Source organism: Oceanobacillus sp. GQ8, from assembly GCF_059758495.1.
On sequence record NZ_JCAXEV010000002.1, the window covers coordinates 811986 to 836214 of the forward strand.

Annotated in this window: 24 protein-coding genes; 12 read left to right on the forward strand and 12 right to left on the reverse strand. The window is 39.2% G+C overall.

Annotated elements, in window-relative coordinates; all coding sequences use genetic code 11:
* Positions 1 to 158: 158 nt before the first annotated feature.
* The 8 genes from AC6CHS_RS08785 to AC6CHS_RS08820 all read right to left on the reverse strand — a co-directional run bounded on the left by AC6CHS_RS08785 (position 159) and on the right by AC6CHS_RS08820 (position 4153).
* Positions 159 to 638 (reverse strand): DUF4306 domain-containing protein, encoded by a 480-nt coding sequence (locus AC6CHS_RS08785; RefSeq protein WP_498235645.1) that lies wholly within the window; start codon positions 636 to 638, stop codon positions 159 to 161.
* A 109-nt stretch (positions 639 to 747) separates the two neighbouring features.
* Positions 748 to 918: a hypothetical protein gene (locus AC6CHS_RS08790; RefSeq protein ID WP_498235646.1), complete on the reverse strand. Its 171-nt coding sequence runs from the start codon at positions 916 to 918 to the stop codon at positions 748 to 750.
* Positions 919 to 1076: 158 nt separating this feature from the next.
* Entirely contained in the window at positions 1077 to 1364 is a 288-nt protein-coding gene (locus AC6CHS_RS08795) for a TIGR04104 family putative zinc finger protein (RefSeq protein WP_498235647.1), read from the reverse strand.
* Positions 1365 to 1756: 392 nt separating this feature from the next.
* A complete protein-coding gene (locus tag AC6CHS_RS08800) occupies positions 1757 to 2080 on the reverse strand; it encodes a YolC/YozM family protein (protein ID WP_498235648.1) in 324 nt (107 codons plus the stop codon).
* Between the two features lie 139 nt (positions 2081 to 2219).
* On the reverse strand, positions 2220 to 3056 hold the full coding sequence (locus AC6CHS_RS08805) for a DUF4037 domain-containing protein (RefSeq protein WP_498235649.1): 837 nt from the start codon (positions 3054 to 3056) through the stop codon (positions 2220 to 2222).
* A gap of 85 nt (positions 3057 to 3141) precedes the next feature.
* Positions 3142 to 3375 (reverse strand): DUF3953 domain-containing protein, encoded by a 234-nt coding sequence (locus AC6CHS_RS08810; protein ID WP_498235650.1) that lies wholly within the window; start codon positions 3373 to 3375, stop codon positions 3142 to 3144.
* A gap of 216 nt (positions 3376 to 3591) precedes the next feature.
* Entirely contained in the window at positions 3592 to 3933 is a 342-nt protein-coding gene (locus tag AC6CHS_RS08815; protein ID WP_498235651.1) for a hypothetical protein, read from the reverse strand.
* A gap of 34 nt (positions 3934 to 3967) precedes the next feature.
* Complete coding sequence (locus AC6CHS_RS08820) at positions 3968 to 4153, reverse strand: hypothetical protein (RefSeq protein ID WP_498235652.1); 186 nt, start codon at positions 4151 to 4153, stop codon at positions 3968 to 3970.
* Positions 4154 to 4649: 496 nt separating this feature from the next.
* Here AC6CHS_RS08820 and AC6CHS_RS08825 point away from each other — a divergent pair, with 496 nt between their 5' ends.
* The 6 genes from AC6CHS_RS08825 (at position 4650) to AC6CHS_RS08850 (ending at position 11961) form a co-directional block, all read left to right on the forward strand.
* Complete coding sequence (locus tag AC6CHS_RS08825; RefSeq protein WP_498235653.1) at positions 4650 to 5630, forward strand: sugar-binding protein; 981 nt, start codon at positions 4650 to 4652, stop codon at positions 5628 to 5630.
* Positions 5627 to 7072 carry a sensor histidine kinase gene (locus AC6CHS_RS08830; RefSeq protein WP_498235654.1) on the forward strand — a complete coding sequence of 482 codons (1446 nt, stop codon included), beginning with the start codon at positions 5627 to 5629 and terminating at the stop codon, positions 7070 to 7072. Before AC6CHS_RS08825 ends, AC6CHS_RS08830 begins: the two co-directional genes overlap by 4 nt.
* On the forward strand, positions 7053 to 8468 hold the full coding sequence (locus AC6CHS_RS08835; protein WP_498235655.1) for a response regulator: 1416 nt from the start codon (positions 7053 to 7055) through the stop codon (positions 8466 to 8468). Before AC6CHS_RS08830 ends, AC6CHS_RS08835 begins: the two co-directional genes overlap by 20 nt.
* A gap of 104 nt (positions 8469 to 8572) precedes the next feature.
* Positions 8573 to 9868, forward strand: coding sequence for an ABC transporter substrate-binding protein (locus AC6CHS_RS08840; protein ID WP_498235656.1), 1296 nt, complete (start codon positions 8573 to 8575; stop codon positions 9866 to 9868).
* Positions 9869 to 10201: 333 nt separating this feature from the next.
* Positions 10202 to 11140, forward strand: a complete 939-nt coding sequence (locus AC6CHS_RS08845) for a carbohydrate ABC transporter permease (protein ID WP_036576003.1) — start codon at positions 10202 to 10204, stop codon at positions 11138 to 11140.
* Positions 11141 to 11208: 68 nt separating this feature from the next.
* Positions 11209 to 11961: a carbohydrate ABC transporter permease gene (locus AC6CHS_RS08850; RefSeq protein ID WP_379553672.1), complete on the forward strand. Its 753-nt coding sequence runs from the start codon at positions 11209 to 11211 to the stop codon at positions 11959 to 11961.
* Between the two features lie 345 nt (positions 11962 to 12306).
* Here the strand turns inward: AC6CHS_RS08850 and AC6CHS_RS08855 are convergent, their stop codons facing one another.
* Both AC6CHS_RS08855 and AC6CHS_RS08860 read right to left on the reverse strand, forming a co-directional pair.
* Entirely contained in the window at positions 12307 to 13506 is a 1200-nt protein-coding gene (locus AC6CHS_RS08855; protein WP_498235657.1) for an AGE family epimerase/isomerase, read from the reverse strand.
* Between the two features lie 61 nt (positions 13507 to 13567).
* Entirely contained in the window at positions 13568 to 14041 is a 474-nt protein-coding gene (locus AC6CHS_RS08860) for a hypothetical protein (protein ID WP_498235658.1), read from the reverse strand.
* A 143-nt stretch (positions 14042 to 14184) separates the two neighbouring features.
* Between AC6CHS_RS08860 and AC6CHS_RS08865 the strand changes: the two genes are divergently transcribed.
* Together AC6CHS_RS08865 and srtD are read left to right on the forward strand one after the other, a co-directional pair.
* Complete coding sequence (locus AC6CHS_RS08865) at positions 14185 to 15564, forward strand: processed acidic surface protein (protein ID WP_498235659.1); 1380 nt, start codon at positions 14185 to 14187, stop codon at positions 15562 to 15564.
* Positions 15565 to 15577: 13 nt separating this feature from the next.
* Positions 15578 to 16159, forward strand: coding sequence for a class D sortase, LPxTATN-specific (gene srtD, locus AC6CHS_RS08870; protein ID WP_498235660.1), 582 nt, complete (start codon positions 15578 to 15580; stop codon positions 16157 to 16159).
* 113 nt (positions 16160 to 16272) lie between these two features.
* On the opposite strand, the gene AC6CHS_RS08875 is transcribed toward srtD, so the two are convergent.
* Complete coding sequence (locus AC6CHS_RS08875; protein WP_498235661.1) at positions 16273 to 17208, reverse strand: type II toxin-antitoxin system SpoIISA family toxin; 936 nt, start codon at positions 17206 to 17208, stop codon at positions 16273 to 16275.
* Between the two features lie 265 nt (positions 17209 to 17473).
* Here AC6CHS_RS08875 and AC6CHS_RS08880 point away from each other — a divergent pair, with 265 nt between their 5' ends.
* Entirely contained in the window at positions 17474 to 18196 is a 723-nt protein-coding gene (locus tag AC6CHS_RS08880) for a nuclease-related domain-containing protein (protein WP_498235662.1), read from the forward strand.
* Positions 18197 to 19009: 813 nt separating this feature from the next.
* Here the strand turns inward: AC6CHS_RS08880 and AC6CHS_RS08885 are convergent.
* Positions 19010 to 20101: a C40 family peptidase gene (locus tag AC6CHS_RS08885; RefSeq protein ID WP_498235694.1), complete on the reverse strand. Its 1092-nt coding sequence runs from the start codon at positions 20099 to 20101 to the stop codon at positions 19010 to 19012.
* A gap of 459 nt (positions 20102 to 20560) precedes the next feature.
* Here AC6CHS_RS08885 and AC6CHS_RS08890 point away from each other — a divergent pair, with 459 nt between their 5' ends.
* From AC6CHS_RS08890 to AC6CHS_RS08900, 3 genes are all read left to right on the forward strand, one after another.
* Complete coding sequence (locus AC6CHS_RS08890) at positions 20561 to 21187, forward strand: helix-turn-helix transcriptional regulator (RefSeq protein ID WP_498235663.1); 627 nt, start codon at positions 20561 to 20563, stop codon at positions 21185 to 21187.
* A 526-nt stretch (positions 21188 to 21713) separates the two neighbouring features.
* Positions 21714 to 22901: a glycosyltransferase family 4 protein gene (locus AC6CHS_RS08895; RefSeq protein ID WP_498235664.1), complete on the forward strand. Its 1188-nt coding sequence runs from the start codon at positions 21714 to 21716 to the stop codon at positions 22899 to 22901.
* 29 nt (positions 22902 to 22930) lie between these two features.
* A complete protein-coding gene (locus AC6CHS_RS08900; RefSeq protein ID WP_498235665.1) occupies positions 22931 to 24217 on the forward strand; it encodes a glycosyltransferase in 1287 nt (428 codons plus the stop codon).
* Positions 24218 to 24229 lie beyond the last annotated feature (12 nt).

Sequence of the window (24229 nt, forward strand, 5' to 3'; positions counted from 1 at the left end):
CCCTTTGGTAAAGAAATCCTTATTGGAAATGATGTTTTAACCTAGTTGGCGAATAGGGGAGGGGAGATTGTTTCATTGGTGTGAAATAAATAATATTAAGTAAGGAAACCAGTCTGAATTTAGGCCCGCATCGCTCTTTTAACACTGCATCTAATAGCCTAATAGGATTCTACTATTTCTTTCTTTTTCCTAATTTTAATGAAGAATAGAAGCGAGAGAATAAGGTGAAGAGCACCAATAGCTGTAAAGACAATGGTGAAAACAGACCCTCCTATTGTTGGTGATTCTGAAATGAGAGCCCCCAAGAATACGTACAATGTGGCTAACATTAAAGATATGACAATCATAGCCTTTGAGTTCTTTCTAAATAAGGAGTAGAGGAAAAGAATTATAAGATAGGAGACGCTACATACCATTAGCACAGGAAAGACAGGGCTGAATTTCGCTGCATAGATGAAATGGTCCAGTTGTGAGATATCGGCAACACTTTTCACTTCGCCATTAAACCATTTTGAAAAAACTGCTGAGTACTTCCATTCAAATGAGTATTCTCTTATAGCACTGCCCTCATACCAAGCAGCAAATGTTGAAATAACCAAGATCATTAATGCTACTAGGTAGTGTACAATATATTTCATGTTCATCCCTCCAATGGGTAGTATATCTGAAATACAAAGGGTGTTTGGGATCGTTGGACGGTCAAGTCCTTATTTAACGCTTGCCACCCATTACTCTAAAATGATTTCTTCATTTTTCATTACTTTTCGTGTTGTTGGAAAATGTAGTCATTAAAACCATAAAAACAGGTAATAAACTCCATAAAAAGAATCCCCAGTGGCGTGTCATTAAAGATAATATTAAGAAGAAAGCAAGTGCTACAATTGAAATATAAACAGAACGCCGTTGATATTTCTTCACAGTGAACACCTCTTTTTAAATAATTAAAATATTATGTTTTCATTTTAACATATCTTATTCATTTAACCTGCTGTTTCCGTTAAAATAGACTACTAATAAACGGACTAACTATTGTGTTAAAGAATGCTTTAGCTTAAAAGTAAATTACTTAATTGAAATCACCAAAGAGGTTCTTCTACATTGGAAAGTTTAATCAGATAGGGATAGACACTCCAAATAACAGCTATGATAGGTATCATAATAACACCAACCATCCACCACGGAAAATTAAACAAAATGTTAATTGGCAAAGCAATTATTGGTAGTACACCAAATATAGACGTTCTTTTTCTGGAAGAAGCTGTCTCATACTGTTTTTCGCCACAATGCGGACATTTTAATCTGAACATTGTTTTAATTGTTTGCTTCCAAGTCCATTCTTTCTTACAGTTTTGGCAGGTTGGCAATTGTAAACCACTCCCTTAATTTTTAACCATTTAGTAATTATTTAAAGACATAATCACTATTCAAGAATACTGCCTCGTTAGTTTTAGTATATTCATTTAATATATTGAACCGTAATCTAATCAACTAACTTTTACAAAACGCCAAACCACATGTATTGATGTACGCCACCTTCACTCATTCCAGCACAAACAGGGCTAATGCGTTAAACGACAATAACAAAAGGAAAATTTAAAAGTTATATATATGAAATATCCCAAATATCCTCTTACTTAATCTATCTCTTAGTAGTAATGTCCTCTTTTATTTCTTCTTCAATAAAGCTACTATTTTGGATAAATATTCTTACTTCAGGTAATAACATAATATTCAAAAAATATAACTAAAAGAGAATTCAATAATCGATTCCTTTATTAGAAAACACGTTAATTTTATATTGTGCGAAATCATCTTTCGATAAACGAGCTTCTAGGTAATCCTCCACTTTTGGTATATCACTATTATCATAAACATCTATAAATATTGCAGGTTCACTATCAGTAGATTCCCCTATTCCACCAACTTGGGTACTTTGCACTTTATATTTATCCCATACAGAATCAACAACCTCTTTTACACTGTACGGCTCATCTTGATCTTGGGCAGACCCAATTATCAAAAATGCAGCAATACCGGCACAAATTAAAACCAGTATTCCTAACGTGCGTTTTATACTCATTTTTCAAACCTCCTTTTTGATATACTCTTATGGCTTTACATTAAAATGTAGCAACCGCAAGTTTTATTTCTTTGGGCTTATACTAGTTATGATAATAGCGTTTACTTAACTCTTGCACTCTATAGTACACAAGAGGCTATTAAATTATATTTTTCGGTCTTACAAATAATGATTTCTCAATAACGGAAGATAAATCTATTTGTGGATGCTTGTGCTGTATGAGTTCATATACTTCTTGAATTATTAATTCTAATTCTCTTATGGAAGTTGACGGGTTCTCTAGAAAAATAGATTCTAAACGATCACCTATATTTTCTGGAGCAATAGCCATTGATTGTAGTGTGTATTTTTGCCACTTGAAAGCAGGGTGATGAACGTACTGTCGATTCAAGCCAAACAATAATCCCATCATGTTAGTTTGAACATCGACTATTACTTTATAAAGCATTAACAAGTCCTCGCGGTTGAGTAGCGCTTCCCGATTATTCCATCTGTTTCCTAAGTGAATATTTTCTTTAATCATTGCTACACTTAATTCGGTAGGATATTTATTTACCGATTCTTTCATCCTTTTAATTAGCGAGTCACCACTGAGCGTAACCCCATTATGTACCGTAGCTACAATACACTGTTTATTCAAATCGGTCTCAAAAGATAAAGTAACGTCCTTAATTACTTTGTTAATTGTATCAGTTAAGAAATTACTTATTTCCAGCTTCACGCCTTCTGTAATATACGTTTCTGACCATTCCTCTTCTTCGTATGGATGAAAGTCGAGGATATCCCCTTCTAACTTTACAATTGGATTTTTCCTATCTTCATCTGTTGGAGGCTCTTCCCAAGAAACAAATAGTTCAATATCTGAGTATTGGTCATGCCAGTTTCTTGATACAGAACCGCCTAATAATACAGCTTCAACTTTTGGATTTATTTCATAAATCTTTGATATATCTGATGCAAATTTTTTTAAATCCACAGAATCCCTTCCTTTATTTAAAATTACATTTATTCTTAATCAGAACACCTTTTAACGCGTTGTCCATGATATGCTAACGCCCCGGTTACCTCCATAAAAATGTTTGAATTGATACAAATAATGAAAATAAGAAGGTGAAAATGCATACCCAACCATAATTCTTTCTCCCTTTTCTAAATTCAATTAATCCAATTACCAAAAATAATAATCCCAAGGAGAAAATCATAAATGGCTGGAATTCAAAATTCCCTGTAATTAGACCATAGGCAGCTATTAATATAGTTATTACACTTAAAATGATTCTCGTTATTTTTAACATCCTTTTTCCTCCCAATTAACCTTCTATAAAGCTACTTTCGTTATTTAAGTGTATTTTTTGCAACCTATGTATTGAAATTTTATTTGTTCTTTGGCTAAAAAGCTTTGGGCTTTATAACTTATATCATAATATTCCAATAATAATTGCTGTAAAAAAAGGTGACCGTTTTGATAATCACCAGCCGATAGCAGAACGATGAATACTTTGTTTCTGTGACTATATCAAGAAGAAAATTGCAACTGCAATAAGCACTGGCGTTAAAATACTTTTCATTTTATTTCTCTTCCGCCTATCCACCGTAATTGTAATGCCTCCTATAATCATTAAGGAAATTCCAAGTAAATTAATGATTGTTAGTGATAGTAGATTTCCGAGAGAAGCGAAAAAATAACCTATTACAAGGGAGCCGATAGTGAAAATGAAATATGGCGATTTAAAATCCTTCTTGGCGGAGTTCCTATCATCTGTATCCATTTTTAAATACGTTTGAACAATCATAAAAGCTGGTATTCCCCACGCAATAAGGAAAGTAACCAATGAATCAGTATCTATATTCAAGTACAGCCCCCCTTATCTATAGCTAACGTACCCGCTAGTCCACTTTCTCCATTAATTTTTTCTTTTTAATAGCGCCAACTATTAACATGGCCAAACCTATATAATTGAAAATTAAACCTGCAATAATATAACCATAATTCATTTCTTCCTTGAATAATCCGACAAGTATTAAACATAAACTTATTAAAAATGAAACCGTACTAATTTTGAAATACTTCAATCCAATTCTCCTTTATTTTGAGTTATCCTTCTACATTAGTACAAGAAGCAATTGACCATTAAATAACCGCACCGGTCTGTTGAATAGCTTAATAGCTAGAAATGGAATTTCAGCACCTTAATATCAAAGTACATAAACCTTTAAATCAATTCTAACATAAAATTTCGATTATTCCCTTTTCTTTCCAAAATTAAGGCCTAGATAGCATAGTAGATTTCCTGAAGGTTGCGCCACTTGCTTTATGGTGTATCTATGTACAAAAGTGGCGCACCAACCTTCAAAAGTCGCGTGAGCCCTCCGTAAGGTCGCGTGCCAGCTCAAGAAAGTCGCGTGGGCCCAAGGCAGAGTCGCGTCCCAGCCCACGCAAGTCGCATGAACACCCCACAGAGTAGCGCACCGCCCCCTCCCTAAAACCAACAAATTATCTCACAAACTAATCTGTTCCATGCTACAATGATAAAATATAAAGCGGTTACAAAGGGGCGGTGTACAAAGGATGCATAGGAGACGTTATTTTTATGGAGCGGCCATACTACTATTTCTCACTAGTTTCGTTGGCATGCTGATCTATGGGTACAAAACCTTCTACATAGAAAAGGAGCTGGCTGCTTCAGAGGAATATCGCTATCATTTTGCTTTAATAGCGGAGGAGACAAATAACGAGTACTGGCGTCTGATTGAAGAGGGAGCCAGGAAGGAAGCGGCAAAGCAAAATGTTTACTTGGAATATGTTGCGCCACAGAGAGCGGATAATGATGAGCTGCTAAAGCTGTTTGATAGAATGATAGCCGCAAAAGTGGATGGGATTATTGTCCAGGGTATTGAAGGCAGGCGGTTTGTTGACCTGGTACATAAAGCGACAGAACGGAGTATCCCTGTGGTTACAGTGGATACAGATGTGAAAAGCAGTGAGCGAAAGGCGTATGTTGGGACGGATAATCATCATGCCGGGGAGCTTGCGGGCAGGAGCATTTTGGAAAATACCGAGGGAGAGCAGTTTGTTGGCATCGTAACGGGAAGGTTTGATGCGATTAATCAGCAGGAAAGAATCGCGGGGTTAAAACATATACTCGAAGGAAATCCGCGCATCCAAATTGTCGGTGTGAAAGAATCGGGCATCACGGAGATTGGGGCAACTCAGGCAACCTATTCCCTTTTAAAAGAGTATCCACAAATTACGGCACTGGTCGGTACAAGTGCGCTGGATGGCATAGGGATGGTAGAAGGACTGGAAGAAATCGCCCCGGATAAGGACGTGTATATCACCGCATTTGACCTCATCCCCGAGACGTTGGACGCCATTGAAGCGGGGAAGATCCATGCAACGATTGCTCAGTTTCCTGAGAAAATGGGGAAGGAGTCCGTAACATCACTGCTTCGGCTGCAAGAGAAGGACTTGCTGGAAAATTTAATTTACACAGAGACAGGGATCATCGACAAGGATAATCTTCCTGCACTTCGGGAGGGGCAACCATGAAAACGATCAGGGGAAAGCTACTAATCTATTTCTTTGTGTTTGTCCTGTTATTTCAGATTACAGCCATCTCTATTTTCGTCAGTTCAAACCAGCTCACCACCATTTACCATGATAGCTTTGAACGCTTTTTACTATTAAATTCGATCTCGCATCAATCCGAAGTGCTTTATACCGAAACAAAGGCGCTAGTATCCGGCACGAAATCCAAGGACGGAATGGCATATTATGTGGCAAAGCGGAAATTAGAGGATGAAAAGGAACGCCTTAGCCACAAATTTGAAAACCCGGATGAAATCGAAATGAAGAATTACCTCAATTTGATCGATACGTTTATTTACGAAAGTGAATTGACTGCTGGGTTTGTCATAAAGGATGATATCGAACAATACACACTGCATCTAGAGGAAGCGAGGGTCGCCTCAGAGTACATTCAGGCCGCTGCATTGGAAATTTTAGATGTGGAGCTAACCGATTATCAATCATTTTATACCGACATGCAGCAGCGTAATGAGGATTTTTTCCTGTTTATTCTCCTATTATTTAGTACAACCATCCTGCTGGCGATTTTCTTTGCCCTGTGGTTTTCCAAAGGGATTACAAGGCCAATTGCCCATCTTTCTCATGCAGCAAGGGATGTGGCGAAGGGGAAGCTGACCGGAAAACCGGTACATGTGGAATCCAATGATGAATTAAAAGTGTTAGGGGACGCGTTTAATAATATGCGGTCGAACATCCATGGACTGGTCGAAGAAATCAAGGATCAGTCTGAGCTTGATCGGCTTGTAAAAGATATGGAACTAAAGCATCTTCAGAGCCAAATCAATCCGCATTTCTTATTTAATACATTAAACACCGTATCAAAGCTCGCTTATTTAGAGGATGCCAAATCAACATCGAAATTAATTGATTCGATCGCAACACTGCTTCGTCATAGCTTGGGTCAGCTTGATAAACAGGTAGCACTACAAGACGAGGTAGCGGTGGTGCGCGATTATTTTCATATTCAAAAGGTTCGCTTCTCAGAGCGAATCGCGTTCAAAACAGTGATTGATGAGGCCTGCTTAGACATTCGAATTCCGAGCTTGACCCTACAACCCTTAGTAGAAAATGCTTTTATCCATGGGATTGAGACAATGGAAGAGGGCGGCACGATATCCTTAAGCGTTTATCAGGCCGGCCCCGAGGTAATCGTCGAAGTTACAGACGATGGCGTTGGGATGAGCGAGAAACAAATCCGCGAACTTACAGAGGAAATGGAAGCAGAGAAAGAGCATGTTGGGCATTCAACAGGCATTGGCTTAGCGAACGTGATACGCAGATTACAACTGTACTATCAGAAAAAAGATGTTGTCGAGATCCTCTCCACCCCAGGAGAAGGCACAACAATCCGTTTAAAATTACCAAAAAAGGAGGGCGAGGCAAATGCGCATCCTCTTAGCTGAAGATGAATTGATTGAGCGCAAAGCGATGGTGAAATTTTTGCAGGAAAATTTTCAGAACATGGAAGTAGTGGGGGAGGCGGCAAATGGCCGAATGGCGGTGGAAATGGCTTTGGAAAAACAACCGGATATTATGTTCGTTGATATTCAGATGCCCGGCCTAAATGGACTGGAGGCCATCGAAAAGATTCAAGCACACAACCCGGCGATTCGTTTTATCCTTGTTTCTGCCTATGACTCGTTTGCCTATGCCAAAGAGGCGATGCGATTTGGCATTAAGGATTATATTCTAAAACCTGGCCGCAAGGAGGAAATTGTCAAAACGCTCCTCCGCGTGGCAAAAGAAATTAAGGCAGAAAAGGAGCATCATGCCAGGGAAGATGCGCTATTGAAAGAACAGCTGTTAATGAAAATGATGCAGCAGCCGATTGCCCAAGATGCCGTACGGCTACAAAAACAATGCTTTCCAGCCATGAAAAGTGCAGCCTTCTTTGTGATAAAAGCAGATTCCACTTCTTCCATAACAGAGGTGGAGCAAGAGCTTTCCGACTTGCTAGCTTGTGAAATCATTCTGATAGAACAGCAGCATGCCTGGATTATGGGTGCCATATCAGATAAACTTTTGGAAAAATCAGTGCTTTTACGTGCGGCCAAACAGCTGCAGGAGGCGATGCCCGGCCTGTTTATCGGGATAAGTGAGCCATGCACATCACTACAAAAAATGCCGGACGCTTATCAGGAGGCCTATGCGGCGTGTATGCAGCTAGAGGGGACAGATGGCAGGCATTACGGATTTTATCAAGCCGAGAAAAAAGCCATTCCCAATCAACGATTAGTAGAACAAATCACGTCACATATTGAAGCAGGAAACGCGACAGAGGCGGTATTATTTTTTAGAAAGAACAATAAGGTCCTGTCTGATGGGGAAAGGGAGGATTTGTACATACAGGTAAAACAACTGCTAACCAAATACGATACCCCACTTCCCCTTGGATCGTTCACTACATTAAAAACTGAGGAAGCCTGGCAGCGATTCATCCATCTCTGCTGTGTGCAAATGGGGGAATACCTTACCTCAAGGCAAACCATCATGCGGGTGAAGGCATATGTACAGGAACATTTTCGTGATCCACTAACACTAGAAGAAGTAGCTGGTGTCGTGCAATTAAGCCCGAATTATCTTTCCAATTTATTTAAGCAGGAGGTAGGCGAGACCTTTATCGATTATGTGACCCATGTAAGACTTGAAAAGGCGAAAGAGTTGCTGAAGGCTAATGCGTACACCCTCAAAGAGATCAGTTTCATGATTGGTTATAAAGACCCAAATTATTTCAGCAGGGTGTTTAAAAAACACTGCGACCTTTCTCCTACCCAGTACCAACGCCAAATCTGTAAATAATGAAGAAAACCGTAAAATAGTATAGAAATTGATTAGTCATTCATTCAGCAACCTACTATATACTTATTGATGAAAGCGGTAACAAAAACAAAGGGGGACTATATGTGAAGAAATTATTTTACTTACTTTTTGTAGCACTTGTACTTTTACTAGCTGCCTGTAATTCAGATTCGGATACTTCAGGCGAAGCAGAAGGCGATTCATCAGGAGATGACGGCGGCGAGAGTGCTGGTAAAGTCGAAATCTTTAGCTGGTGGACAGGGGCAGGAGAAGAAGATGGTTTATTAGCATTAATTGATTTATTTGAAGAAAAACATCCAGATATTGAAGTAGAAAATGCAGCAGTTGCTGGCGGAGCAGGTACGAACGCGAAAGCAGTTCTGGCCACACGGATGCAAGGGAATGATCCACCATCTACATTCCAAGTACATGGCGGGGAAGAATTGAACAAAAGCTGGGTGGCTGCTGACAAGATGGAGCCATTAAATGATTTGTATGAAGAAAACGAATGGATGGATAAATTCCCAGAAGAACTGATTGACCTTGTTAGTCAAGATGACAATATTTATTCCGTACCGGTAAACATCCACCGCGGTAACGTATTTTTCTATAATATGGCCGTATTCGAAGAGCATGGAATCGAGGTTCCAACAAACTTTGATGAGTTCTTCGAAGCAGCAGATGCCCTGCAAGAAGCTGGCGTCGTACCAGTTGCTTTAGGGGATAAAGAATCTTGGACAGCAACGCAAGTCTTTGAAAACATCTTATTAGGTGTTCTTGGACCAGATGATTATAAAAAGCTATTTGCAGGAGAAATTGGCTTTGATGACGATCGTGTCGTAGAAGCAGCTGAAATCTTCGGCAAAATGCTTGATTATGTGAACGAAGATCATGCATCCCGTAACTGGCAGGATTCCGCTCAACTTGTAGCCAATGGCGAAGCGGCTATGATTAACATGGGTGACTGGGCAAAAGGTTACTTTGCGAATGATTTAGATCTTAAAACAAATGAAGACTTCGGGTATTTCCCATTCCCGGCTACAGATGTTAGCTTTACCATCATCACCGATACCTTTGGCTTGCCAAAAGGTGTAGAAAACACAGACGAAGTAAAAGAATTTTTAACAGTACTTGGCTCAGTGGAAGGGCAGGATGCATTTAACCCTTTAAAAGGATCCATTCCAGCGCGCGTTGATGCAGACCCATCCAAGTATGATGAATACGGCACAGATGCCATGGAAGACTTCAAAAACTCCAGACTTGTACCAAGCTTAGCTCACGGATCTGCAGCATCAGAAGGGTTCCTGACAAAAGCAAACCAAGCAGTCAACATCTTCGTAACCCAACGTGATGTCGACAACCTAATTCAAGCACTAACTAATGCAGCAGGTGAGATGTAAGATTTGAAGTGGTGTGGGGTGTGGCGCGAGATTCATGCAAAGCGACGCGGGTTTCATACAAAGTGACGCGAGATTCACGCAAAGCTACGCGAGACTCCTGCAAAGTGACGCGAGATTCACACAAAGCCACGCAAAGTGAAACCAGAGTGGCGCAAAGTGAAACCAAAGCGACGCAAAGTGAAACCAGAGCGACGCAAAGTGAAACCACCGCACCACATTACATCAGCACAATGCGCCATCTAAAAGAAATTTAATCAACACCAAACTATAATGCAGAGGCTGCCTCAGGAAAGCAGGCGGCCTCTTGTTGTTTAATCGCAAGGAGGGATTTCTATGGCGAAGGAACTGCAGGTGCGAACGAAAAAACGCTTATCCAAGGATCATTGGACAGCCATTGCATTTCTAATCCCGTCATTTCTATTAATTCTCGTATTCGTTTATGGTTTTATCGGTTGGACGGGATATGTATCATTGAGCAATTATAATTCACTCGTTCCAGATTTTTCATTCGCAGGATTAAAAAACTACATCTATTTGTTCCAGGATTTCCGTTTTCAGGCTGATCTGCGGAACACCTTATTTTTCACCATTTTATTTATCGGCCTCGTAATTGTGCTTGGTATGGGGATTGCGGTCCTTATCGACCAAAAACTTAAAGGAGAATCGATCTTCCGAAATATCTTTCTCTTCCCAATGGCCTTATCCTTTGTCGTAACAGGGGTTGTGTGGCAATGGCTGCTTAACCCATCAACAGGGTTCAACCAATTTTTAAGTGTGTTTGGGATCCAGCCCAAATGGTATACGGACACAAACATCCTAGCTGGTTTTGAGTGGGGCAGCATTGAATTTGGATTACCTGTAGCCATCATCGCTGTTGTTATTGCAGCAGTCTGGCAAATGACTGGCTTCTCCCTGGCGATGTACCTTGCCGGCTTACGAGGGATACCAGATGAACTACGAGAAGCGGCCCGCATGGACGGCGCAAGCGAATTTCAAGTGTATCGAAAAGTGGTACTGCCGATGCTGATGCCCATCACCGTGAGTGTGGTTATCATCATGGCACATATCTCCTTGAAAATATTTGACCTGATTTACGCCATGACCGGCTCTGGAGCTAACTTCGTAACAGATGTTCCAGGTGTTTACATGTTTGAAACAACCTTCCGTGGAAACTATTACGCCAACGGGGCAGCAATTGCGATTATCATGCTTCTATTGGTGGCAGTATTCATTGTTCCGTATCTGTGGAGCAATCGAAAGGGGGAACAATAATGGCTACATTTAACATTGGAAAACTATTTAAATACCTCATCCTTTCCGTGCTGGCTATCATATTTTTAATGCCGATTTACGTCATTATTGTCACGAGCCTGAAGCCACTAAGTGAAGTATCGTTAGAAAGCATGTGGGCGCTACCGACCGCGATCGATTTCAGCTCGTACGCGGAGGCATTTCAACAATTGGCGCCTAACTTTATGAACAGTATCTATCTGGTCATCCCCGCGACCCTAATCTCAGCACTGCTTGGTGCGATGAATGGGTATGTCCTATCCAAGTGGAGATTCCGGGGTGCCAATACCATTTTCACCTTTATCTTATTCGGGATGTTCATCCCGTATCAAAGTATTCTCATACCATTAATTCAGTTTCTGAGAACGGTAGATTTGTATAACACGATTCCCGGACTGATATTGGTACATGTTGTTTATGGTCTGCCTATTACAACGTTGATGTTCCGTAACTTTTACGCAAATATCCCAGATACAATGATCGAAGCAGCCAAAATAGATGGCGCAAGCTTTCTAGGCATCTTCCGCCATATTATTGTCCCGTTATCGATTACTGGCTTTGTCGTTGTGGCAATCTGGCAGTTTACAAACATCTGGAATGAATTCCTATTCGCCGTCACCATCACGACATCCGACCAACAGCCGATCATGGTAGCCCTGCAAAACTTATCAGGTAGCCAAATCGTCCAATGGAACGTCCAAATGGCCGGCGCATTACTCGCAGCATTACCGACCTTACTCGTTTATATTTTCCTTGGAAAATATTTTGTTAGAGGATTGCTTGCAGGTTCTGTAAAAGGGTAATAGTAAAAACCTTTCTGTTTTGTGGCAGGAAGGTTTTTTGTTTGTGATTAGTGTGGGTTAGAGGTGAATCGTCATCAAGGAAAAGTGAATCGAGAGCGAGTCGAAATGAATCGTCAGAGCAGGAAAGTGAATTTTACTCATGAAAAACTGAATCGTCAGAGCGAGGAACTGAATCGAGAGGGGACCAAACTGAATCATCACCAGGGGGAAGTGAATCGAAAAAGGAGCCAAGCTGAATCGGCAGGAGGGAAAAGTGAATCGTCAGCACGCCAAACTGAATCATCACAAGTCGAACCCCACCCCAACAAAAAAAGCGCACCACCAAAGGTGATGCACCACTCCTTATCAAACTGCTCCCATAGCTCGTGCTCGTAATGTCTCATAATAATTCGCAATTGGATGGTAATCGGCTTTTGCTTTTTCACTTTTTATTGGGCTCTGGCGCAAGTTATCGCGGAACAACATGTTAAACCAGCCACCGCCATGCTCCTGGTCAATGAAAATCTCTGAACAATAATCCAGCATAGCTTCATAGCGTTGCCAGTACGACGGATTTCCCAATTTCGCAGCTAAGAGGGCGGAGGCGCCGAACGTTTCGGCCTGGACCCAATAATACTTATCGGTATCCATCATAATTTTGTCGGCGGAGATAGAATAGATGATGCCACCATATTCCGTATCGGCACCTTTTTGATAGCCTTCTTGATAGAGGTGGATAGCTCTATATAGCATCCACGGTTCACTAATATGTCGGTCCAGCATCAGCAACAGCTTGCTCCACTCGATGGAATGTCCTGGCACAAAACCATGTGGACGGAATTCTTGTTTGCTTTCTTCTGTTTCGACAAACGTCCAGTCCGGCTGCCAATCAGATGTATAGTGCTCCCAGATGAGTCCCTTTGTCTGAGTGGCAAGGCGCCCAGTAACAGCGTCGGCAATTTCATATGCTCGCTCCAAGTATTTCCTATCAGAGGTCGCTTCATAGGCCGCCATCATCGCTTCACACATATGCATGTTGGCATTTTGGCCACGATATCCTGCTGTTTTCGACCAGTCAGCAGTTAGTTCGTCTGCATATAACTGATATGGCGCCTCCCAGAAATGTTCCTCCAGCACCTGATAAACAGATTCCACTACATCACGCGCCCACTCGATGCCTGCCGCATAGGCCTTGGACGCTGCGAGCAACACAAAAGCATGGCCATAGGCATACTTCTTATCCTCGGTAACTTCCTGTCCATCCAATGTCCAGAAATAACCACCATTCACCTTATCTTGGTGATATTCCTGTAAAAAGCGCAGGCCATGTTCAGCAACGTCTTTGCAAAACTCGCCACGGCCAAGAATGGCGCCAATGCTGAAATTATAAATGAAGCGGGAGGTCCCAACTAAGTGCTTCGTCGTGTCGGAACTAAGCTCGCCATTGTCATAAAAACTATGATTATACCCACCATTCTCTTCATCTATGCAGGTTGGATAATAAAATGCTAAGGTGCTGTCAATTTGGTCGTACAACCAATCTTTGTTGTATGTTTCCGGTCCCAAAAAATCATCTCCTAAATCGAAACGTATGATGTAATTGGACTATTCCCGGCCGCATCCAACTTTAAAACGACTGCTCCGTTTTCTTCTTCATTGTTCTCAAAATAAAAATCACAAAGAATAGAGAAATGAGAAAGAGCATAATGATTGCTAGAGATAGGAGGGGCTGGAGTAAATTGCCGATCGGCAGCGATGTTACAGGTAACAAAGCAAAACTCAACACCAATAAAGCTGAAAAAAGAGCAGCATGCGTAACCAAAAACGGCTTGATAACCAATTTATTTTTAAAGGAACGAAAATACATAATACTTAACATGACGACAAACAATCCTAGAAAGATAAATTCGAGGTTTACTGTCCAAGCAGCCATTTGTGACATGGTTTCCCACTCCGATTCTGTAATCGTTCCATTTCCTCTCATTGCTCCTTTGGAAATACGGTAGTTATCTAAAGCTACATAGCCAAGATAGAGAAGAAGCATCATCATTGTATAAGCAAGATAATAAATCCGTTCAGCTTTTGAGTTAAATAGTTTCATGGGCAACCTCCTTACTTCTATACTAACATTTTCCATCATTCGAATCTTTACAAAAATTTATAAAAAAATAGATTGCCAGAACACCCGTACAAGGCTATAATCATTTCATAAAGATTTGCAATTTTAGGAAATGAGGAGAAGAAATGGAAAAAAGGGCAATTGCTTTATTAGCTTTTGTACTACTCGTTTTTACTGTAATGCCGGGCTTTGCAAGTGCAGGGCAGAGCGCAGGATTTGAAAAGGATTTTGCCAAATACTTGGAGAGGATCAGCAAAGAGCGAGGCTTTACAGTAACAGAGACAGATATCGAGTATTCCCTCTCATTATATGAAGATACATTAGACAACTTTGAAACAGTGGAAGACTTAGAAGCTTTCTTAGGGGAAGTTATTCAAAAAGATAGCGGGAACTTACATTTTCTTTATGAAGACTACGAAATAAGCAAAGAAGAACTGGGAGCATTATTAGCTGAAAACGGCGAAACATTGAATGACTATGTATTCGTCGATGATCTCTATCAAGCGGTGGAATTTTATTTAGAAGCAAAGATTGTACGTGATCCAGATTTTGATAAAAATCTAGAGATCCGTTTAAAAGAAGTTAGCAAAGTAAGAGGATTTACGGTCACCCGCGAGGATGTGGTAGCATCACTAGCTAGATATGAAGAAACATTGGACAACTTTAAAACAATAGATCGCCTTTTTGACTTTTTAGGTGAAGTTATTAAGAAAGATTTAAGCAATCTTGATTACTTTACTGACGTATATAATGTAAACAAAGATGAATTACTTGCGCTTATGAAGGAGAACGGACTTGATATTAACGATTATATCTTTATCGATGATCTTGAACAGGATATAAATGGTTACTTTGAGGATATGTACCTTATCGATGAATTAAGCTTATTAATGGAAGAGTATGGTTTGACCATGGAAGAGATTGATAAGTTGGAGGCACATTTCCTTCCCATCTTTGAATCGATGAGTGACGAATCACTAGAGCGCATATTTAATTTAGCTGAACGCATGATGGCATTTGAAGACTTCGACACAGCAACAGAACTAACACCAAAACAAGCAGCCGAATTACTGTCCATTTACAAAGAATTCATTTCGATCTTCCAGTTAAAGGTGGAATTCAGCCTAATTCAAGATGGCACGGAAAAACCATTATCCTTAACCGCCTTGTTCAATATGACAGAGCTAGTGAACGCAGACTTGAAAATATCGCTATATAACTTACAGGGCGAATTTCTGGCAGATTTGATTATAACGGGAGAGATGGTTGACTCGGAAAGCCTACATGACACAGGACAAGCACTTTCAAACGGAACCGAAAAACCAACACCAGCACCAGTCAAGAAGACCGTTTCATCTGACGGAACAGCTCCAGCTACTGTAAAAGGAGGAGAGCTGCCAAAAACAGCTTCCAACTATGGCATGGGGACGCTTGCTGGATTGTTCATCATCACTGGAGGAATATTCTTATTCCGTAAAACAAGGGCAACAATCCTTGAAAAGTAAAAAACAACGGCTCATGCTAACCAGTGCCATCCTGCTTGTAGCGGGTGGTCTCTGGTTAACCGCAACCAATGGATGGACCTTTTTAAAAGGATATAATCTTGGTGGGGAAAGCAAACAGGCGGAAGTCTCTGCAGAAAGCAACAAGGCTGTCGAGGAAAAAAAGATAGCAGCATCAGAAGTGCTTTATCCAGTGCGCCCAGAAATCGGTGATGAGATAGGCGAGCTCTCCATTCCGAAGCTCAAGGCGGTTTTGCCCATCTTTCACGGAACAGATGAAGATGAATTAGCCAAGGGTGTTGGGCATTTCGCAGATAGTGTACTTCCAGGTGAGAAAGACAACTCTGTTCTTTCCGGCCACCGGGATACCGTATTTCGTAAGCTAGGAGAAGTAGGTGTTGGCGACGAACTAATCGTCACAAGTGATGCAGGGGAGTTCACGTACAAGGTGCGCAAAGTGCGGATTGTCGATGCAGATGATCGCACCGTTATCGTGCCCAAACCACGGGCGACCCTAACTGTTAGCACATGCTATCCGTTCGATTTTGTTGGATCGGCACCAGAGCGTTATATATTAGAAGCATATTTGGTGAACTAAAGGACCTGGAGAAATCCGGGTTTTTTTATTGGGCTCTATTTTCAGTGTCTCCAGTTCTGCCAAGATGCAAATTAGGTTAATATATGAAAAAAGAGCGCATAAGCACTCCAGAATTAGAACCTGAACTTTTCTTGGTGTTCTTTTTTTAAAGTAGATACAATTCTTCTGTTCTTTTCTCTCATCCTTATAGAGTGGCTACTTTCCGTAATCTGCGGAATCGTAGCGGTTGCACGTTTAGTCGGCTTGTCAATGACTTTCTTCTTACCAGTAAATCCTGATACGTTCTCAGACATTACTTCTACACTATCGTTAAGATATTCATTAACCGCTAAACTAAAAGAGATTATTAGCGTATTAATAACCAATCCATCTATTTTCGAGATTTTATTTCCTTCGTTAACAGTTTGAACTTGTACCACATAGAATCTCTTCAATATATGATATGGGTATAAACCTAAATGGTCTTTCTCTAAAAGAATAGTATTTTGTTGACTTAGAAACCTTTCAGCCCTTTTCTTGTTCCTTCCTAACCCTTCGAAAATATTTTCCTTTTCTTCTTCCGTTTCATAAGGAAGAAGGTCAATGACTAAATTCTCTCTTTGAGCATATTTGTTCAAGATTTCTCCTAACTGAAATATATACTCATCTGTATCTAAAGTATTTAACGGAAAATCAAAAGAGGTCAAGATATCGGGTATATGTCCTGTTTTTCTATTGTTTTCTTCCAATTTTTCCTGCGTAACTCCAACCTGGACTTTTACACTCTCTAATTGGTGTCCACCTAGCGTACTTACATAAAGGTTTAAAAATATTAAAGAATCAACGATAACAAATATAAAAAGCACTATTAGGTAGTTATTCCAATTTGAAAATAGCAGACTTGGGTTGTCGCTTATAAACACCAAGCTACCAAAAATAAAAATCACATACCATGTCTTTCTTATTGCAGATGTATAGTTTTCCAAACCTCTGTTTAACCAAGCAATTACCGTGTAAATTACTAGTAAGGCGAACACCAACCACATTCCAATGAGTGCGAAAGTCTCCAACCTATCTCCTCCTCGTTTATATCTATAGATACAATAGAAGCTTTTCACGATCAAATTGCTATAACTCTATTTTTATTATAACAGAATTGCTTCTCGATAAAAGGGAGTAAAATTACTTATCCTACCCCTAAATGGTAGATAAATTTAGTTTCTGTTTAAAAGAAAAGACTAGTTTGAGGGTGCTTTTCTTTGTGAAAATACGATTTTGCATATTTCTCACGTTTTCGAATAGAAGGTAAGATAGCAAGTAAAAAAGGAGAACAAAATGATTATTAAAAAAAGAAACAAAAATGAGCTGGAACAATATGAAGCTCTATTATCTAGAATGAGACCTGACCACCCGAAATTCAGAGAGGTGGAAAGCGACTATGCACGACGGAAGAAAGGCTATATTGGTGAGCGACAGGTGGATTATTATTTAGAGGATCTGGCAAACGAAATGACAATCTTACAAGATCTCAACCTATCCGTTGAGGGAAAGAATATGCAGCTTGATAATCTGCTTATCTCGCAGCATGCCGCGTATATTGTGGAAGTTAAAAACTTTACAGGATCTATTACATTCGACACGGAGTTACAGCAATTCACCCGTGATGACAGCACACAGGAGAGAGGATACCGACACCCCATCCAGCAGGCCGAGCTGCAGAAGCAGCGACTGCAAGCATGGTTGCAGGAAATGAACCTACCTCCAATCCCCATATATTGCTTTATCGCCATTAGTGACCCCAGCACCATCATCAAGGTAGAGGGAAATAAAGAAGAGATCGCCAAAGTCGTGGCCCACGCTGCTCATATACCAAATAAAATCAAGCAACACGGGGCCCGAGGTAGCAACCAACAACCAATCCAGCATCAAAAGTTTGGCCACTATCTTATGCAGGCAGCCAGGAAGAGAGAATATAATCTGATGAAAAACTATGAGATAAGGCCGGAGGATATACTGCCAGGTGTGCGCTGTCCAGCTGTCCAGGGTGTGGATACTTAGGGATGCGCAGGCTGTATGGCAAATGGCAGTGCCCAAAATGTAAAATGATAAGCAAACAGGCGCATAAGCGCGCTATTAATGACTACTTGTTCCTCATCCAAACGACCATCAGCAATAGAGAGTGTAGAAGACTCCTCAATATTTCTTCTAAAAATATAGCCACTAAACTACTAAAAAAAGAATTAGTATACGATAAAACAAAAAGAAGTTGGAAAAAACGCTGAATAAAAGTTCCCAATATAGTGGGAACTTTTGGTATCTTGTAAGGTGGATCTTCTTAGAGACGCACCGCCCAAGAAAAGAGACGCAGCTCCATCAGGAAGAGGCGCGCCGCCCAAGAAAAGAGACGCAGCACTCCTTAGAAGAGACGCACTGACCAAGGAAAGAGACGCAGCACCATCAGGAAGAGACGCACTGCCCAAGAAAAGAGACGCAGCACCCGAGAAGAGGCGCACCAACCAAGGAAAGAGGCGCAGCACCCCTCAGAAGAGGCGCACCGATCAAGAGAAGAGACGCAGCACCCCCGAGAAGAGACGCGTCGATCAAGAAAAGAGACGCAGCGTCCGCTTCAAGAAACCCAGCCAATCCCAAAAAGAACTCCAGCTTGCTGGAGTTCCCATTAACAAAACCCAATTTAATAAAACCGTCTACCAAAAGACCAAATTCACAACTCTATTATTAGCCTGCAACTCAAAAATAACAGGTTTAATTAACAACAAAATGAGGAATCGTTAGACTATAGAAGTCACATCCAGACCAACAACAAAAAAAGAACTCCAGCCATGCTGGAGTTCCCATTAACCAAAACCTATATTAATAAAAACGTTTAAATCCATCAAATTTGCTCTTCCAATAAGAGTTGCTCAAACTTGTTTTGGTAACTCCTGTGGATGAACCTGCATGGATGAATTCGTTGTTTCCGACATAAATTCCCATGTGGGAAATGCCGGCACGGTAGGTACCTGAGAAGAATACAAGGTCGCCTACTTGCGGTTTGCTAACATAGAATGAGCGGTTATAGTAGCCATCTGTTGATAGGCGGCTGATGCTCATGCCTGCTTTTTTGTATGCATAGTAGATGAATCCGCTGCAGTCAAAGCCGCTTGGAGTTGATCCGCCCCATACATATGGTACGCCGAATTGGCTTTTCGCTGTTGAGATAAGCTTGCTGACATTATAGCTTACATCAGCTGTTGGTTTTTCACTAGCTGAGCTATTGCTAGAGCCAGAGCTAGATGACCCACTTGCTCCAATGTTTAGCTTCTGTCCGATCAAGATTAAATCAGATTTAAGGTTGTTCCATTTTTTCAAGTTAGCTACAGTTGTGCCGTTTTGGGAAGCGATACGTGATAGGGAATCGCCTGATTTAACGGTATAAACTTTTGCTGAACCTGTTGATGGAGAGCTGCTTCCGCCAGAACTTGAACTGCTTCCACTTGAGCTAGACCCACTAGAATTTGAGCTAGATCCTCCATTTTTGCTAACAACGAATTTGTTACCTGGGAAGATGAGCGTAGAATTCAATCCGTTCCAATCCATTAAATTCTTCAAAGAGATGTTGTGTTTCGAGGCGATGCCACTCAATGTGTCGCCGCTTTTCACGGTGTATGTAGATTTAGTTGAAGTAGATGTATTAGTAGAATTTGAATTGCTAGAATTAGAATTAGAGTTAGATGATTGCTTTTTCGATGTTTCCAAAACTTGGTTCGGGAAGATGATATCTCCTGAAAGTTTGTTGATTGATTTCAAATCTGAAACACTCGTGTTGTATTTCTGTGCGATGGTCCAAAGCGAGTCGCCACTCTTTACTTTATAAGATGCTGCGTCTGCCTCTTCTGCACCGACGATGGCTGATGCTATAGCTGCACCGGCAGTAACCGACATGATCATTTTCTTATTGGCCAAAGTCGTTTCCCCCTGCATAAATTGTGTTTTCTTTCCAATATCTACTAGAAAGTACTTTTATTATATCTTTTCCGACAATAGATTGATAGACAACAAACAGCTTTGTAATATAACTGTAATATATAATAAAACCAAAGGACTAGGCGTAATTATTCCGTGCCTAATTGCTAATAGCAACGACCCTGTAGATTTAACACTAGTAAAACTATTAAACAGGGGGTTGTACCATATAAAAATATAATATAATAGTAGAATACTTCGATAAATGTAAAAGTCTAATATTAAATGATCAATACCGGATAGATCTTATCCTAGATTTTAATTCCTTTAATTCCTATATTCGGCTTTATTTTCTACTAGGTCTTTAGTATCATGTTATGTAATGTATTTTAATTTATTTGAATGTTTAAGCTAAATTAATTAACATACGAAATATCAGCTGAGAATGAAGGTACAATTATGTTCTATGTAGGTTTTTATCAACCAAGAGATAGTGTGAGAGAGATAGTAGCACAGTTGGAGGAACAGCATGACATTCCGGCCATGATTGGATCAATTAAAGTACTTGTTAGATGTTGTAGTCTAGTCTTTCTGGATCTTCAAAAGCTCAATCTAAAAAATAGTATTACCCTCACAAAAGAATTAGCTAAAGAAAACGTAAAAGTGATAAGGTTAATTTCCGGGAATGAAGAACTTGGTTATTTGCTACGCCATATTGAAGCGGGAGTTTTAAGTTTGATAGAAGACCGTTCACTACCAGATTTAGTAAAAGGAGTTTATTGGGCGCAAAATAACCAGAGTATTTTACCATCATCCTTGTCACATTTTTTAGTAGAAAATATCGCCAAAATGAGCCAATTGGAACAAGAGGCCTTTGCACACAAGTTATTAAAATCAGGCATTAACTTTACCCCTAAGGAAATCGAAATTTCCTATTTATTAGAAAAAGGGTTAAAAAACCGTGAGATTGCGTTTTTAATAGAGGTGAAGGAAAGCACGGTAAAGGTACATGTTAGTCATATTTATACAAAAACCGGTATGAAATGCAGACGGGATCTTGTTCAATACTTCAAAGAGAAAAAATAAAACTACATTGTTTTTATGAGCTAGCAATCGTTAATGTATGTTCCGGTCACCAAAGTAATGAAAGCAACTTGAATTGAGGAGTTGAATTAAGAGATTGGTCGTATGTATTTGACAAGGAAACGTTGCATGATAAGTGTTGAACTTTTGTTTTCTTGTTTTATCCCCCTCCGATATTAGGTTCCACACAGCCCTTATTATAGATCAGTTTCATTTATGCGTATTTTTATACAAAATACGACAACTTACTCAATTTTCAAGGTAAATATGATATAATTTTTAATTAGAATGATTTTGTAGACTCTTAGGCTAATAATGTATTAAGGCATAAAAGAAGATTGAATAAATGCCTCGGGTTGATACCACAACAGAATGCCTTTTAGTACATTATAAAAACGTTGTGATATTTTTACTATAATTATCCAAATTAGTAAATTAAAGTAAAAGGGATAGGTATTTTGTGCTATAATATTTTTGCTCTAATTTTAAATACTTGAAAAAAATATAGACACTGTTAGGAAGTAGATATATGAAAAAAGTTTTGCTTATTTCTCAGAATTTCTACCCGGAAATTGGTAGTGCTAGTAATAGGATCAAAAACATTTACCTTTTACTAAGAGATAGAGGGTTTGAGGTAAATGTACTGACAACCGCTCCAACCTATCCAAATAGAAATTTATATGAAGAGGAAAATTTCTGGGATCATTCTGAATTAAATGAGGATGATAAGATTCACCGTGTAAAAATAAAAAATAAAAAGTATTCGAGAAATATCCTTAATCGTTTATTGTACTATCTGGAAATGGCAATTAGGATGGTTTTTTTTGTATTGCTAAATAGAAATAGGTATGATTATGTCTTTGTTACATCTCCACCGATTTTTGTTGCAATTGTAGGGTTAATTGCAAAATACCGTTATAAAGCAAAACTCGTTCTTGATATTAGAGATTTATGGCCGGAATCATTAAAAGGTGTCGGGGTATTTAATTATGCATTTATTATTAATATATTTAAAAAAATAGAAACGCTTTTGTATGCAAAAGCAAGTAGTATAATAGTTAATAGTCAAGGATTTATAGAACATATTGTTACAAAGTCACAAAACTTTGCTGAAAAGATAACTTATATACCAAATGGAGCAAGAAGAAAAGAAATTAAAGTTTCTACAAAAGAAGATGACAGTTTTAAGGTTATTTATGCAGGAAACATTGGACTTGCTCAAGATAATGAACTGATAAAAGAACTAGCAAAAGAATTAAATACAAAGAAGATAGAACTTACTATAATTGGTTATGGTATACGACGTGAAAGTTTAGTTGATTATATCAAGGAAAACCAATTAGAGAACATAAATTTTGTGAAACCTACTACAAGACAAGAGTGTTTTGAGATTATATCTAACCATCAGATTGGGATTGTCACACTTGTAAATGAGGATGTCTTTGAGACGGTATTACCTGGAAAGGTTATTGATTACATGACGTGTGGTGTTCCGATGGTAGCCTCTGTTTCAGGTTTTTCAAAAGCGATAATAGAAAAAGAAAGAACTGGTTTTGTATCTGAAAATCAAGACGTTGATGAATTAATTGCTTTTATTGCGGAACTACAAGAGAATAAAAAGCTTCGACAGGAAATGAGTGGAAATGGAAAAAGGTATGTGGAACAGAAATTTCTTTGGGAAGATAATATAGATACCTTAGTGAAGATTCTAACATAGTAATTATCTTGTGTTTAAGGGAGAAAAAAATGAATCAAAATATTTGTATGTTTGTGTGGAATCACTTTACAAATGACGCTAGAGTTTTAAGAGAATGTACTGCTTTAGCGGAGGAAGGCTACAATGTAGATTTAATTTGCATCCACGATCCAAACGATAAAAAATTGCCCATGTTTGAACAACGGAAATCAAATTTTGCGATTTATCGTGTGAAGAGATATCCTGTTGTCTTGGAATTTATGCAGAAGATTTACAGAAAATCTCGACAGAATAAATTTATAGGTTTTCTGTTTTTTTTGGTATGGCTAGGCGCGTTGTACCTAAATCCTTTAATTGTTAGTGCATTAACCGTATTCACACTGGTATTATTCAAAACAAAACTGAATGTAATCTGGGTTCGAAGTAGTATAATCATTCGTATGATAGCTAGAGGTTTTCAAAAGAATTATAGTTTTTATCACTCAAACGATCTCAACACACTCCCTCAAGGGTATATATGCTCCAAACTTCGTTTCCGGAAAAAGAAACTAATTTATGATTCACACGAAGTGCAGACTAGTCGTACTGGTTATGACAGTAAAGCATACGGTAGGTCAGAGAAGTTCTTTATTAAAAAAATTGACACCATGATTGTTGAGAATGATACAAGAGCGAAATACAACGAAGAAATATATGGTTTCTATCCCTATGTGGTTCATAATTACCCGTTTAGACAGGAGGGTAAACAATTAAGAAAAGCACAATTGAGAGAAACTTTAAATCTACCAAAGGATGAAAAAATCCTCTTATATCAAGGTGGTATACAAGCTGGTAGAGGATTGGATAAACTAATTAAGGCAGTACCACATTTTAAAAAAGGTACTCTAGTGTTGATTGGTGATGGAAGAATTAAGCCTGAATTAGAAAAATTGGTTGATACAATGGACTTGCATCGTAGAGTAAAGTTCTTACCAAAGGTACCAGTTGAAGACCTACCCAACTATACGGTAAATGCGTATATAGGGTTTCAGGTCTTAAATAATATAAACTTTAATCATTATTCTGCGTCGTCGAATAAATTGTTCGAATATATGATGGCAGGAGTCCCGGTTGTCGCTTGTAGTTTTCCAGAGATCAAGAAAGTTGTTGAAAAGGAAAGCATAGGGGTCTGTGTTGATTCGCATGACTACCTATCTATTGCAAAAGGAGCGAATTTATTATTAGAAGACGAAGCTTTTCGTAATCAACTGTCTATTAACAGTAAAGCTGCAAAAGAAAAGTATAACTGGGATAAGGAAAAAAACTACTTTTTATCTGTATATAAAGAGCTAATGTAAGATTGATCATTG